Origin of the sequence: Burkholderia sp. Tr-862, from assembly GCF_011753085.1 — a bacterium.
GTDB lineage: Bacteria > Pseudomonadota > Gammaproteobacteria > Burkholderiales > Burkholderiaceae > Burkholderia > Burkholderia ambifaria.
The window spans coordinates 38,509-51,462 of record NZ_VWWG01000036.1 but is presented as its reverse complement, the minus strand read 5'-3'; the positions used below and the strand labels follow the sequence as shown (position 1 = coordinate 51,462).

Sequence of the window (12,954 nt, the reverse complement as noted above, 5' to 3'; positions counted from 1 at the left end):
CCGCATCGACGCGGTCCACGCGACCGCCGGTGCGGCCCGCGCCCGAGCCGCGCGAGCGCCGCACCCCGTTGCCGCGCCCGCCGGGCGCGCCACCAACCGAATTCAGCTGGAGAATGACCGTGTTTACCTGCAGAAACCAGAGCTGCGGCACGCAGTGGGAGACGTCCGACGTCGTAATCAAGGACGAAGGCCAGGGGCTGCTGTTCCGCTGCCCGCTGTGCGGCGCGCGCAACTATCTCGAGCGCTTCGACGCGGAAGACGGCACGGTCGTCTACGAGCAGATGGCCGGCCGCCCTTACCTCGGAGACGTGGAATGACCCAGCCGACCGCCACGCCCTTCAGCGCGCTGCCGCTGACGCCCGCCGCGCTCGCGAACCTCACGCAGCTCGGCTACGTCGACATGACGCCGATCCAGGCCGCGAGCCTGCCGATCGCGCTGGCCGGCCACGACCTGATCGCACAGGCGAAGACGGGCAGCGGCAAGACCGCCGCGTTCTCGCTCGCGCTGCTGGCGCGCCTCGACACGCGCCGCTTCGACGTGCAGGCGATGGTCCTGTGCCCGACGCGCGAGCTCGCCGACCAGGTCGCGCAGGAAGTGCGCCGCCTCGCGCGCGCCGAGGAAAACGTGAAGGTGCTGACGCTGTGCGGCGGCACGCCGATGCGCCCGCAGGCGCAGAGCCTCGAACACGGCGCGCACATCGTCGTCGGCACGCCCGGCCGCATCATGGATCACCTCGACCGCGGCAACCTGAAGCTCGACGCGCTGAACACGCTCGTGCTCGACGAAGCCGACCGGATGCTCGACATGGGATTCTTCGACGACATCGCGAAGGTCGCGCGGATGTGCCCGACGACACGCCAGACGCTGCTGTTCTCGGCGACCTATCCGGACGGCATCGCGAAGCTGAGCCAGCAGTTCCTGCGCAACCCGAAGGAAGTGAAGCTCGAGGAGCGCCACGACAACAGCAAGATCCGCCAGCGCTTCTATGAAGTGACGGAAACCGAACGTCTGCACGCGGTCGGCCAGCTGCTGAACCACTACCGGCCGGTGAGCACGATCGCGTTCTGCAATACCAAGCAGCAATGCCGGGACCTGCTCGACGTGCTGCACGCGCAGGGCTTCCACGCGCTCGCGCTGCACGGCGAGCTCGAACAGCGCGAGCGCGACCAGGTGCTGATCCAGTTCGCGAACCGCAGCTGCTCGGTGCTGGTCGCCACCGACGTCGCCGCGCGCGGGCTCGACATCGCGCAGCTCGAAGCGGTGATCAACGTCGACGTGACGCCCGATCCCGAGGTGCACGTGCACCGCATCGGCCGCACCGGCCGCGCGGATCAGGAAGGCTGGGCGCTGAGCCTCGCCAGCATGGACGAGATGGGTCGCGTGGGCGCGATCGAGCAGGCGCTGAAGCGCGAAGTCGAATGGCATCCGCTCGCGGACCTGAAGCCGGCCGGCAACGACACGCTGCTGCCGCCGATGGAAACGCTGCAGATCCTCGGCGGGCGCAAGGACAAGATCCGCCCGGGCGACGTGCTCGGCGCGCTGACCGGCGATGCAGGGTTCGACGGCAAGCAGATCGGCAAGATCAACGTGACCGAGTTCTCGACTTATGTCGCGATCGAGCGCGGCGTCGCGCACGACGCGCTGCGCAAGCTCAATGCGGGGAAGATCAAGGGCAAGCGGGTCAAGGTCCGGTTGATGGACGAGGAGTAATTTCGAGCGGCGCGACTGTCACGGCAGTCGCGCCGCCACATCACGCCAGCTCGGGATACCCGTGCGCGGCCGCGTCCCGCGCGAACCGGGCAATCGTGTCGTACGCGCCCGGCGGCAGGCGCTCGAATCCCTTCAGCCGCAGCACGGTCGCCCGCTCCGGATCGACCGCGACCGCGTGATCGAGCGCATCCCGCAACGCCTCCACCCGCCCCCATTCCAGCGCCTTCGACGCAATCAACGGCAACCCCGGCGCCGACGCCGTCATGCCGATGATCCGGATGTCGTTCAGCAGCTCGGGCAGCGCATCGCGCACGTACGCGAACGTCACGCAGTCGATCGCCGCGCAATCGGCGTCGCCGGCCGCCAATGCGCGCAGCACGTTCAGGTGCGAGCCGAACGACACGACAGAACCGAAGAAACGTCCGTCATGCGCATGCGGCGCGACCGCATGCCGGAACGCGTTCATCCCGCTGTGCGAATCCTCGCCGTTGAATGCGGCCCGCAATCCGCGACAGCCTGCCAGCGTCGTCGCACCGCCCGCATGCACGCGCGCCGACACGGCGAGCACGCTGGCGTAGCGCGCGCCGTCGCAGCCGGGCGCATCGAAGGCCGGCGTCGCGATCAGGTGCACGGCATCGCGCAATCCGAGCATCCGGTACGGATAGCCGCACGTCTGCGACAACAGCAGGTCGTTACGCCGCCACAGCGCGTGCAGATCGCCGAATGGCTCATCCAGCAGCCCGACGCCGGCAGGCCCGCCGGTGCGCGCGAATGCGTCGAGCGCGTCACGCAGCAACGCACGCCACAGTGCGGCGTGGCGCGGCGTCACGTTGTACATCGGCAGTCCGGCGATCCATTGGCTCATGCGCGCATTCTACGCATCGGAGGTGCCCGGGAGAAAGCCGGTTCGCCCACATTTCGGCAAGGTTCGGCACGCGGCGGAGGCTGCCAATGCTTATCGGTCGCGCGGCGATAAGCAAATGCGAATTGCTTGGTTGGTCTGACGATGCAGCCCGGTTAGCGTTCCACTGTCGCAACGCGGTCGCATGCCGCCGTAGCGGTCGACCGCGAGCCGCGACGCCTGTCGGCCAATCGCATCGCGCCCCGTACCGGCGCGATCGTCCGCTTCCCGCATCGCCCGCACTACCCGTTTCATCCCGCCTCAGCACCATGGCCGAATACTTCGACGTCGACCACGCGCGCGCGATCGCCACGCTCGACGCCCGCTTCACCGCCCGCACCGAGTGGCCGACCTGGCTGCTGGTCGTCGCGATCTACGGCGGCTGGCTCGCCGTGCTGCTGCTCGTGCGCGCCGGACGCGTGCCGCTCGCGGCAGCGACGCCGCCGCTGATCCTGCTCGGCGCGTGGCACATGTCGCTGCAGCACGAGCTGCTGCACGGCCATCCGACGCGTTCCGCGTTCGTGAACCGGCTGCTCGGCTATCCGCCGCTGACGATCTGGTATCCGTACACGCTGTACCGCGACACGCACCTCGATCATCACCGCGACGAGGACCTGACCGTGCCGGGCGTCGACCCGGAAACGAACTACGTGTCGCGCGAGCAGTGGGCGCGGCTGCCGCGCTGGCGTCGCACACTGACGGTTGCGCGCACCACCTTCGTCGGACGTCTCGTATTCGGGCCGCCCATGAGCGTCGTCGCAATGTTCGCCGACACGTTGGGCACATTCCGGCGCGGCGACTTCCGCTATCTGCGGATGTGGATCACGCACGCCGCCTGCGTGGTCGCGCTGCTCGCATGGCTGCAGTGGGCGATCGGCGTGCCGTGGTGGTACTACCTGCTGGCGGTCACGTGGCCCGCGCTGTCGCTCGCGATGATCCGTTCGCTGTTCGAGCACCGCGCCGCGCGACATCCGAAGGCGCGCATCGTGATCAACGAAGCCGCCTTCGCGATGCGCCTGCTGTACCTGAACAACAACTATCACCTCGTGCATCACGACCTGCCAAAGCTGCCGTGGTACGACCTGCCGCGCGCTTACCGGATGCGGCGCGACGCGTATGCGGAAAAATGCGGCGGCTTCGTGATTCGCGGCGGGTATCGCGAACTGCTGGCGCGCCATGCATGGACGCCGACCGACACGCCCATGCATCCGTTCGACCAGGGCACGGCGTCGCTGTCGACCGGCAGCGGCGCGAAAGTGGCCGCGGTCGACGGCTATCTTCAGATCAGTACGTGACGCCCGATCGGGCCGCGCTGCGTCGTGAAGCCGCCCGAGTCGACTGCGCGCCTCCAAGGCCGTCCAGCCGCCTCGCATTCCTTACGAAAAGCCGACAATATCGACCTTCATCGGCAAATTGCCAATTCCATCGGCAATGCCCAGAATGACGGCTCGTCCGGGGCTTCCAACAATCATTCGCCCCGACTCAGCCTTCCGGCCGCGCGCCGCACTCCCCTACGACGATGCAACCGAACACCTCGCCCCGCGCGATCCGCTCGATCGGCAACGACTGGTCCGTCTCCGCGATCACCGCGGGCTTTCTCGCGGTGCTGATTTCCTATGCGGGCCCGCTCGCGATCTTCTTCCAGGCGTCGCAGGCCGCGCATGCGTCCAACGCGATGGTGACGTCGTGGGTCTGGGCGATCTCGATCGGCGCGGGCATCTCGGGGCTGTTCGCGAGCTGGAAGCTGAAGGTGCCGGTCGTGACCGCGTGGTCGGCGCCCGGCACCGCGCTGCTCGTCGGCCTCTTTCCGCAACTGACGCTGAACCAGGCAGTCGGCGCGTACATCACGGCCGCGCTGATCATCCTCGTGATCGGCATCACCGGCTATTTCGACCGGCTCGTGCGCCACATTCCGCGCGGCATCGCCTGCGGGATGATGGCCGGCATCCTGCTGCCGTTCGGCATGCACGCGTTCTCCGCCGCGACCGCGCAGCCGGTGCTCGGGTTCGGGATGATCGCGGCCTACGTGATCTTCAAGCGCCTGCTGCCGCGCTACAGCATCGTGCTGGTGCTGCTGACGGGCGCCGCACTCGCGACGCTGCTCGGCATGACGCAGCTCGGCAGCGTGTCGCCGAGCATCGCGCGGCCGATCTTCATCGCGCCCGAATGGACGCTCGGCACCACGCTCAGCCTCGCGCTGCCGCTCGTCGTCGTCAGTCTCACCGGCCAGTTCCTGCCGGGCATGACGATCCTGCGCGTGTCGGGCTATCACACGAGCGCCCGGCCGATCATCACCGCGACCAGCGTGATGTCGCTCGTCGTCGCGTGCTTCGGCGGGATCACGATCGTCGTCGCGGCGATCACCGCGGCGCTCTGCACCGGCAAGGACTCGCACGAGGATCCGGACCGTCGCTATATCGCGGGCCTCGCGAACGGCGTGATCTACCTGATCGGCGGGCTTTTCGCGGGGACGATCGTCACGCTGTTCTTCGCGCTGCCGAAGGCCTTCGTCGCGATCCTGGCGGGGCTCGCGCTGATCGGCGCGATCGGCGCGAACGTGCACGGCATCTTCGAGGACGAGGCTCATCGCGAAGCGTCGGTGATCACGTTCCTCGCGACCGCATCGGGGATGACGTGGCTCGGGCTCGGTTCCGCGTTCTGGGGGATCGTGATCGGGTCCATCGCGTATGCGGTGCTGAGCCGGGTGCGGCGGCAGGCGTAACGCGCATCGCGCGCCCTTTCGCCGCCGCGTCGCTCACCGCGCGTGTTCGCGCACCAGCGCGGCAAGGGCCTCCGCCGGTGTCGTCGTGCCGTACACCCGCTCCGACACACCCGCCTCCACATCGATCTGCCCCGCGTTGTGCACGTCGTACAGATCGACGATCAGTTGTGCGTGTCGTTCGCTGAGCCCCGCGCGCAACAGCGTCGCGATCCATGCGTCACGAGGCAGTTCGTGCGCGGCGATCTCGCGATCGGCTTTCGCGGCGAGCGTTTCGGCGATGTCCCGCACACTCACGCGCCGCGGTCCTTCGATGCTGACGATACGCGGCCCGTTGCCGGCTTCGGTCCGATCGAGCAGCAGCCGCGCCGCCGCGACGCCCACGTCGGGCGCCCAGACCGTCGGGAACACCTTGTCGACCGGATGATGAAAGCTCGGCAGCACGCCGGTACCGAGCGCGACGGGCAAGACGCGTGTCCAGTTCTGCAGGTGTTCGGCCGAGCGCAGCAGCGTGAGCTGCGTCGGAACCGTTTTCAGCCGCGCCTCCAGATAATGAAAGAGCCGCGTGATGCCCGTGTTGCCGTCGCGCTCCGCGCCGTAGTCCGACAGCGCGAGCAGCGCCGGCGGCGGATTCGCGGCAAGTGCGCCGGTCACGATATCGATCGTCCGCGCCATCGTCGCGGCCGGGTCGCTGTCGGCGACGGGCACCGGACACAGCATCTGCACGGCCTGCGCGCCGTCGATCGCCGCGGCGACCGCGCGAGCGTCCGTCAGGTCGGCGATCGCCACGTCACAGCCGAGTTGCGCGAAGCGTTCTCGTCGGCGTGCGTCGCGCAGCACCGCGCGCACGGGATGGCCTGCCTGGCGCAGGGTCGTCACGGTCGACAAGCCGACGTTGCCTGATGCTCCGAAAATCACGAACACGATCCGCTCCTGGGGGATGAAGGTGAGGTGATTGTCGGCACGCGCGGCCGGGACGGCGCGCAAGAATGGATGAAGTGAACAGGAAAGGATGACGGGATGCGAGCGCCGCACGCGGATCGTACGGCACGACCCGCCGGTTCGTCGGCGGCTATCGCCGGGTCGCCGGCGTGTCGTCCTCGCCGTCGTAGGCGAGCCGCAACCCGCCGCGCACGCCCGACCGCGCGATCTCCGTCGGCGTCGCGCCCAGCACGCGATTCATCCAGTTCGCCATATGGCTCTGATGCGCGAAACCCGCTTCGAGCGCGATCTGGCTGATGCTGAGCCGGCCTTCGAGCAACAACGCCTTCGCGCGCTCGACCCGGCGCCGCACCACGTACTGATGCACCGGCATCCCGAGCGTCTCGCGAAACAGCACCTTGAAATGCGGCACGCTGATCGACACGAGCGCCGCGAGTTCGGCGAGTGTCATGCGGCGCTCGAGGTTGGCCTCGACATAGTCGATCACGCGCGCTGCCGCCTTCGGCGCGAGCGTACGCCGGTGCTCGCGGAACGCCGGCTGGCTGTCGGCCAGCCGCGCGACGAGCGCCGTGCACAGGCTCTCCGCATAGAGCGGGTCCGACGCGTCTTCCGCTTCGAGTTCGGCGGCCATCGCCCATGCGATGTGCTGCAGCCGCGGATCGCGCACCTGCAGCCGGCGGCGGATCTGTGCCTGCGACGGCCTCAGCTCGAGCTGGTCGAACGTGCGCCGCACGAACGTATCGCTGAGCGTGATGTGCAGGATCCGGCAGTCGGCGCTGTCGGTCCATTCGCCCGGCACGCCGGCGGGAATCACGTCGACGTCACCATGCGCCTGGATGCGCGACACGCGTGCGCCGTCGCACACGCAATCCGCGCGCACGGGCGAGCCGATATGCACGCCGATGCGGTGATGCTCTGCGGCCGGGATCCGGTACGTGCCCGCGCGAATCTCCAGCAGCGACGCGCCGAAGCCGTGCCAGCCAAGCCCGCGGCTCGAGCGCAGGCTGACCGGCACGCCGTTGTCGGTCGGCGCGGCGAGAATCGGATCGCTCATGGTTCTTCTCCACCAGTTCGTGGGTCGAACGCGCATTGTGACGCGTTTTCCGGCCGCTTGCCGGGCTTGCGCGGCCATTCCCGCGCCACGCGGAAAATGATCATCCGTTTCTGCTCCGGCCCATCCTTGCGTGCGCGCCGACGGGCGCAGCGCCGCTTACGATGGCCTCATCCGACACCTCCGGAGACCGTCATGCCCCATTACTGCCCGCAACGCGCGGCGTTCACCACCGCTTCACCGGCCCGCGGCGCCCGCCGTCCTGCCCGGCCCGCGCCCCGTCACGATCGGATCGCGATCGCGTCGTGGTGCCTGCGCATGATCGGCTGGTACCGGCTCGAACGGCTGCTCGCGTCGATTCCCGACAGCAACGACGACTTCGGGATCGTCTGACGGTCGACACACACGGCGCCGCGGCCGCCCTCAGCCGCCTACTTGCGCCGCCGCTCGTGCGACGCGACCGTCGCGCCGTCGATCACCGGCGCGCCCTGCTTGATCAGGAAATCGCGAAACAGCCCCGTCACTTGCGAGATCCGCCGGTCGGCGAGCGTGATCACGTACCACTCGCGCACGATCGGATTGCCCGGAAACGGCAGTTGCCCGAGCAGCCCGGTGCGCAGCTCGAGTGCACACGCGTGCAACGACAGGAACGCGATGCCGAGCCCCGCTTCGGCCATCTGCTTGATCGCCTCGTTGCTCGACAGTTCGGAGCCCACATGGAAACGGTAGCCGGACGTCTTGAACAGGCTCTCGACGGTCGAGCGCGTACCCGCGCCGCGCTCTCGCACGAGCAGGTGCGCGGATTCGAGATCCTTCAGCGCGACACGCTTGCGCTGCATCAGCGGATGGCCAGGCGCCGCGACGAACACCATCGGATGCTTCGCGAACTCGACGGCGTGCGTGCGCAGTTCCTTCGGTGCACTGCCCATCACCGCGAGATCGATTTCATGCGTCGCGAGCATGCGGATGATGTCGTCGCGATTACCGACCTTGAAATATGTCTTCACGTGCGGGCGCGTCGCGGTGAACTTCACCAGCAGCGGCGGGATCAGGTACTCGGCCGTCGTGATCGCGCCGATCCGCAGCGTGCCGCCGAGATCGCCCGTCAGCGCGGCCACTTCGTCGCCGGCCTCGCTCCACAGATGCAGGATCTCGCGCGCATAGCGCGACACGATTTCTCCGGCCGCGGTGAGCTGCACGCCGCGCCCCACCCGCTGCAGCAGCGCGGCGCCCACCGCCTGCTCGAGCAAGCGAACCTGCAGCGACACGGCCGGCTGCGTCAGGTTCAGCTCCTCGGCCGCGCGCGACACGCTGCCGAGCCGCGCAATCATGTCCAGCGCCTTCAGCTGCCGGAACGTCGCGGTCTTTCCTATAAGTGAATACATATGAGTCGCTTATAAACATTAAATTGTTCTAGTAGGTTCGAAACTATATCGTCGGTTCTTGAGCAATGTCATCCGAATCGTCATTAGCGGGAGCCACAACATGGACAACATCACGCCTACCCTTGCAACGGATCGCGCACCGCGCGTGCCGCGCATCGTGATCGTCGGCGGCGGCGCCGGCGGCCTGCAGCTCGCCACGCGCCTCGGCGACACGCTGGGCCGCCGCGGGCAAGCCGACGTCGTGCTCGTCGACCGCTATCCGACGCACTTCTGGAAGCCGCTGCTGCACGAAGCCGCCTCCGGCCATCGCGATCCGGCCTCGCACACGATCGAATACGCGGCACAGGCGAAGCGCCACGGCTTTCGCTTCGTGCAGGGCGCGCTGCACCGGGTCGACCGCGCGGCACGCACGGCGACGATCGCCGCGGTGCAGGACGCGGACGGCACGGAGATCCTGCCGCAGCGCGCGCTCGGCTACGACGATCTCGTGCTGGCCGTCGGCAGCGTGACGAACTTCTTCAACGTGCCGGGCGCCGCGCGCTACGCGTTACCGCTCGAAAACCTCGACCAGGCCGAGGATTTCCGCCGCAAGTTCCTCGCCGCGTGCACGAAGGCGAACCATCTGGCCGAGCAGCAGCCGGCGCGGCCCGCGGCACCGATCTACATCAACGTGATCGGCGCGGGCGCAACGGGCGTCGAACTGGCCGCGGCGCTGCGCCACGCGATTCAGCAGCTGACGACGTATCGCTTCAAGGCGCTAGTCTCCGCACGCGACGTGCACATCCGCCTGATCGAAGGCGGCCCGCGCATCCTGCCGGCGCTCGACGAACGGCTGTCGGCCAGGATGCACGCGCAATTGCGCACGCTGAACGTCGACGTGCTGACGGATACGCGCGTCGCGGAAGTCGGCGCGGATGCGGTCATCACCGCGACCGGCGAGCGGCTCGCGAGCGACATCACGATCTGGGCGGCCGGCGTCGCGGGCCCCGCGATCCTGCGGGAACTCGGCGACATCGCGCTCAACCGGTCGAACCAGGTGATCGTGACCGATACGCTGCAGACGCCCGACGATTCGCACGTGTACGCGTTCGGTGACTGCGCTGCGTGCCCGTCGGCCGATGCGAGCGGTTTCCTGCCGCCGCGCGCGCAGGTCGCGCACCAGCAGGCCGTGTACCTCGGCGAAGCGCTCGCGCGGCGCCTCGCCGGCAAGCCGGTCGCGGGCTTCACGTTCCGCGACGCGGGCACCGTCGTGTCGCTCGGCCAGGCCGGCGCCGTGTATCAGGCCGACCTCGGCGTGCGTTCGCGTTCGCTGATCGTCGACGGGCTCGCCGCGATCGGGCTGTACAAGTTCCTGTACCGCAAGCACCTGTTCAGCGTGTACGGACTGAAGCGCGCGCTGTTCCAGTCGCTGAGCCACTGGCTGCAAAGCCGCAACCAGCCGTCGATCAAGCTGCACTGATCAGCGGGGTCGCACACGGCATCGCAAGACGGCGTATCGGGCGCACCTCGCCCGATACGCCGTTTTTTTCTTATGCACACACCCGGTGCATTCATCGTGCGCGCACCTTTGGTGCATCACATTCAAGACCATCGATACGATGCAGATCATGCGGTACACATCGCATCGCGCGCCTTCCGCGCCGGCTATGGCGCGCCGCCCGATTCATTAGTTGAATCGTATGAGTTGGACATAAATATTAATTGGTCGCCTATTCCGGATCGACGCTAAGGTGTGTGGCATTCCCGTCCGCGAACGGATCGTCACGTCTCAGGAGAGGAATCACCGTGGTCATCGAAGCCATCGTCACCCGTCTCGACGCCGCATTCGCGCAGATCGAAGCGACACCGGATTCGCATGAATCGCGCAACCAGCGCGATGCGATCATCCAGTGGCTCGACAGCGCGTCGGAGCATGGATACCGGCTCGGTCTCGTCACGACGCTGCCGGCCGCCCGGCTCAGCGACATGTTCGAAGGCCAGTTCGGCCGTGCGAACCTCGACCGCTTCTCGGTCGTCGTGACCGACGCTCATCAGCAGGACTCCGTAGCAAATCAGCATCCGTTCGACGTCGCGCTGCAGGCACTGGGCGTGCCCCCCGAGCGCGCGGTGGGAGTCGCGAGCAGCGAACCGGAACGCCGCGAAGCCGAGACGTTCGGCCTGTCGCGTTGCGTGCGCATCACCGACACGGTGCGATCGATCGCATCGGCAGGCGTGCACTGACCTGAGCACCTGCACACGGGCCGGCTCACGCCGGCCGGCGGCAATCCGGTGCGATGCCCCGGCACCAACCGCTTCCTGCTGTATTTCCATTCGCTGAAGCCGGCCACCGATCTCGTGACCGATACGTCCGATCCGTATTACGCGACCTATCAGGCGAGCCAGGCATACCAGGCCTATTCGAGCGATCCGACGGTCGCGGACAAGCTGAAGACGATCAAGGCGGCGCCGCAGGTCGCGGACGTCGCGCAGACGGTGCTGTCCGCGCTGGTGTCGCAAGCCTTCATCGCGAAGCTCGGCACCGACGGCTACACGTTCGCGAACACGGGCACCTACGCGTTCACGTCGTCGGACGGCAAGTTCACCAACACGCTGAAGGGTGACGGCAAGACGAAGATCGCGTCGGCCGTCGACGCGGTGAATGTGCTGTACAACCTGCTGCAGGTCGCGCCCGCGATGACGGCCGAAAGGGGCGGCGTCACGATGGAGAAGTACCTCGGCGCTGAGCAGGCGCAGACGCTCGCGTACCTGCGGGACGCGGAGGACTATTACCAGAAGGGGCCCGGCATCCAGGAAGCGAACCCGGTCACGTACCGGATGGCGAAGGTGCTGCAGGACGACTACTTCAACGAGGTCGACGCGATCGCGCGCGGCGACCTGACGCGCGCCGCGAAACTGCGCTTCACGCATGCGGAAATCGTGATTCCGTTCGCGTCGATCATGAACCTGAAGAACGTGTTCGTGCCGACGCCGCAGGCGCAGACCTACACGTATGCGAACAACCCGTGGCGCGGCGACCAGGTGTCGCCGATGGCCGCGAACATCAATGGGACGTGTATCGCAACGGCTCGCGGCTCATCGTGAAGATGCCGTACAACGAGCGCGAGACGGATTTCCAGGCCGCATGCGATGGCGCGAAGATCGCGCCGGCGAGCCATTTCTATGACTACGCGGGGTTGAAGCGCTGTTACGGGTATCCGTGACGCGTCAACGCTGGATCGTTGCGCTCGTGTGTGCCGCCAGCGCGGCCTTCGGTTTCGCGGCGGCGTGCACCTTCGGATCGGCGCTGGCCGCATGTTGAACCTTGCGGGTCTTCGCGGGCGTCGCGTGTGTCTTCGACGCGGGCTTCGCGTCGACATGCGCCGCGGCCGGCGCCTTCGACGGCGAACGAACGGCTTGCTGCGCGGGCTTCACGGCCGTCGCACTGCGCGTCGCCACGGGCGGATGCTTGACCTGCTTCGCGTACGCGTTGACGTCGTGGTCGTTCATCCACGATTCCGTATAGGCAGCCGCCGCGGGCTGCGACAGATTGAGACAGGCAATCGATGCCACGAGAAAGGCACGAAGATGCGTGCGACGATTGAATGCGGTAATGACGAATGCTCCTAGCGATCTGGCTTGACGCGCCGTGTCGAACTTGCCGGCGCCGTCGTGGCGGCACGATAAATGAGCGCATTCCACATCGCAAGCATCCGGCCGGTGATCCAAACGATTCTTGACGTTTGGTCGGCCGCTGGCGATCTCGAACTCCGGTTCGCCGACGGTGTCGAACGTGCATCGCCGGAGAATCACATGAAACGCGCCGCCCCTGTCGCCATCCTGATCGTGCTTGCCGCCGCCAGCTTGCCGGCACTCGCCGGCAGTACGGCGTCGCCCATTCCGCAGCAAGCGAAAAACTGCGTACCGTCCTCCACCTCCGCCGGCACGGCGCCCGGCTCCCGCGCCACGTCGAAGGCCCCGCCGATCCGCGTGTGCGTCGGCGATTCCGACACGCAACTGAACCTGCCGTGGTTCCTGACCGACGTCCTCACCGCCGTGGACACGCACCAATCGCCCCGCGACCTGTTCCACAAGATGCGCAACGATTTCTGAAGCGCGGCCGGTCCGACGGCGTTCCCCGTCATGCTCGGGTATTCCCCGACCCCGAAAGAAGAACCCCACATCACGCCGATTGAACGGCGTTGACGGCAAATTGCGGAGAGATCGCGGTGACGCCGTGTTGCGCGAATATTTCCCGTTGAGAGTCAA

13 protein-coding genes and 1 pseudogene are annotated in these 12,954 nt (G+C 67.5%); 9 read left to right on the top strand and 5 right to left on the bottom strand.

Translation table 11 applies throughout. The annotated features are described in order from the left end of the window. Positions 1 to 119 precede the first annotated feature (119 nt). Together F3J14_RS13585 and dbpA are read left to right on the top strand one after the other, a co-directional pair. A complete protein-coding gene (locus F3J14_RS13585) occupies positions 120 to 317 on the top strand; it encodes a hypothetical protein (RefSeq protein WP_006756243.1) in 198 nt (65 codons plus the stop codon). Then, positions 314 to 1,711: an ATP-dependent RNA helicase DbpA gene (gene dbpA, locus F3J14_RS13580; protein WP_166723420.1), complete on the top strand. Its 1,398-nt coding sequence runs from the start codon at positions 314 to 316 to the stop codon at positions 1,709 to 1,711. Before F3J14_RS13585 ends, dbpA begins: the two co-directional genes overlap by 4 nt. Positions 1,712 to 1,751: 40 nt before the next feature. Here the strand turns inward: dbpA and F3J14_RS13575 are convergent, their stop codons facing one another. Continuing rightward, on the bottom strand, positions 1,752 to 2,576 hold the full coding sequence (locus F3J14_RS13575) for a PhnD/SsuA/transferrin family substrate-binding protein (RefSeq protein WP_166723419.1): 825 nt from the start codon (positions 2,574 to 2,576) through the stop codon (positions 1,752 to 1,754). Positions 2,577 to 2,881: 305 nt separating this feature from the next. Here F3J14_RS13575 and F3J14_RS13570 point away from each other — a divergent pair, with 305 nt between their 5' ends. Then, a complete protein-coding gene (locus F3J14_RS13570) occupies positions 2,882 to 3,907 on the top strand; it encodes a fatty acid desaturase (protein WP_166723418.1) in 1,026 nt (341 codons plus the stop codon). A 224-nt stretch (positions 3,908 to 4,131) separates the two neighbouring features. Then, positions 4,132 to 5,334: a benzoate/H(+) symporter BenE family transporter gene (locus F3J14_RS13565; protein ID WP_166723417.1), complete on the top strand. Its 1,203-nt coding sequence runs from the start codon at positions 4,132 to 4,134 to the stop codon at positions 5,332 to 5,334. A gap of 33 nt (positions 5,335 to 5,367) precedes the next feature. On the opposite strand, the gene F3J14_RS13560 is transcribed toward F3J14_RS13565, so the two are convergent. Beyond that, positions 5,368 to 6,255 carry an NAD(P)H-binding protein gene (locus F3J14_RS13560; protein WP_166723416.1) on the bottom strand — a complete coding sequence of 296 codons (888 nt, stop codon included), beginning with the start codon at positions 6,253 to 6,255 and terminating at the stop codon, positions 5,368 to 5,370. 148 nt (positions 6,256 to 6,403) lie between these two features. Beyond that, on the bottom strand, positions 6,404 to 7,327 hold the full coding sequence (locus tag F3J14_RS13555) for an AraC family transcriptional regulator (protein WP_166723415.1): 924 nt from the start codon (positions 7,325 to 7,327) through the stop codon (positions 6,404 to 6,406). 192 nt (positions 7,328 to 7,519) lie between these two features. On the opposite strand from F3J14_RS13555, the gene F3J14_RS13550 reads away from it, so the two are divergent. Beyond that, positions 7,520 to 7,717: a hypothetical protein gene (locus F3J14_RS13550; protein WP_166723414.1), complete on the top strand. Its 198-nt coding sequence runs from the start codon at positions 7,520 to 7,522 to the stop codon at positions 7,715 to 7,717. Positions 7,718 to 7,755: 38 nt separating this feature from the next. Here the strand turns inward: F3J14_RS13550 and F3J14_RS13545 are convergent, their stop codons facing one another. Then, positions 7,756 to 8,709 carry a LysR family transcriptional regulator gene (locus tag F3J14_RS13545; RefSeq protein ID WP_006749336.1) on the bottom strand — a complete coding sequence of 318 codons (954 nt, stop codon included), beginning with the start codon at positions 8,707 to 8,709 and terminating at the stop codon, positions 7,756 to 7,758. Positions 8,710 to 8,809: 100 nt separating this feature from the next. On the opposite strand from F3J14_RS13545, the gene F3J14_RS13540 reads away from it, so the two are divergent. From F3J14_RS13540 to F3J14_RS13530, 3 genes and pseudogenes are all read left to right on the top strand, one after another. After that, on the top strand, positions 8,810 to 10,168 hold the full coding sequence (locus tag F3J14_RS13540) for an NAD(P)/FAD-dependent oxidoreductase (RefSeq protein WP_166723413.1): 1,359 nt from the start codon (positions 8,810 to 8,812) through the stop codon (positions 10,166 to 10,168). Positions 10,169 to 10,494: 326 nt separating this feature from the next. Beyond that, positions 10,495 to 10,929: a hypothetical protein gene (locus tag F3J14_RS13535; RefSeq protein ID WP_006749334.1), complete on the top strand. Its 435-nt coding sequence runs from the start codon at positions 10,495 to 10,497 to the stop codon at positions 10,927 to 10,929. A 60-nt stretch (positions 10,930 to 10,989) separates the two neighbouring features. Further along, positions 10,990 to 11,909: pseudogene (locus F3J14_RS13530) on the top strand (histidine-type phosphatase); the annotation flags it as partial. Between the two features lie 4 nt (positions 11,910 to 11,913). Here F3J14_RS13530 and F3J14_RS13525 read toward each other — a convergent pair. Beyond that, positions 11,914 to 12,195 carry a transcriptional regulator gene (locus tag F3J14_RS13525; protein ID WP_166723412.1) on the bottom strand — a complete coding sequence of 94 codons (282 nt, stop codon included), beginning with the start codon at positions 12,193 to 12,195 and terminating at the stop codon, positions 11,914 to 11,916. A gap of 303 nt (positions 12,196 to 12,498) precedes the next feature. On the opposite strand from F3J14_RS13525, the gene F3J14_RS13520 reads away from it, so the two are divergent. Beyond that, positions 12,499 to 12,798 carry a hypothetical protein gene (locus F3J14_RS13520; protein WP_166723423.1) on the top strand — a complete coding sequence of 100 codons (300 nt, stop codon included), beginning with the start codon at positions 12,499 to 12,501 and terminating at the stop codon, positions 12,796 to 12,798. The last annotated feature ends 156 nt before the right edge of the window (positions 12,799 to 12,954 follow it).

What these genes read in the sequence shown, in the direction of transcription:
- F3J14_RS13575 (WP_166723419.1), bottom strand. Translation starts at nt 2,576, where the DNA reads ATGAGCCAATGGATCGCCGGACTGCCGATGTACAACGTGACGCCGCGC.
- F3J14_RS13555 (WP_166723415.1), bottom strand. Translation starts at nt 7,327, where the DNA reads ATGAGCGATCCGATTCTCGCCGCGCCGACCGACAACGGCGTGCCGGTC.
- F3J14_RS13520 (WP_166723423.1), top strand. Translation starts at nt 12,499, where the DNA reads ATGAAACGCGCCGCCCCTGTCGCCATCCTGATCGTGCTTGCCGCCGCC.
- F3J14_RS13565 (WP_166723417.1), top strand. Translation starts at nt 4,132, where the DNA reads ATGCAACCGAACACCTCGCCCCGCGCGATCCGCTCGATCGGCAACGAC.
- dbpA (WP_166723420.1), top strand. Translation starts at nt 314, where the DNA reads ATGACCCAGCCGACCGCCACGCCCTTCAGCGCGCTGCCGCTGACGCCC.
- F3J14_RS13540 (WP_166723413.1), top strand. Translation starts at nt 8,810, where the DNA reads ATGGACAACATCACGCCTACCCTTGCAACGGATCGCGCACCGCGCGTG.
- F3J14_RS13525 (WP_166723412.1), bottom strand. Translation starts at nt 12,195, where the DNA reads ATGAACGACCACGACGTCAACGCGTACGCGAAGCAGGTCAAGCATCCG.
- F3J14_RS13545 (WP_006749336.1), bottom strand. Translation starts at nt 8,709, where the DNA reads ATGTATTCACTTATAGGAAAGACCGCGACGTTCCGGCAGCTGAAGGCG.
- F3J14_RS13570 (WP_166723418.1), top strand. Translation starts at nt 2,882, where the DNA reads ATGGCCGAATACTTCGACGTCGACCACGCGCGCGCGATCGCCACGCTC.
- F3J14_RS13550 (WP_166723414.1), top strand. Translation starts at nt 7,520, where the DNA reads ATGCCCCATTACTGCCCGCAACGCGCGGCGTTCACCACCGCTTCACCG.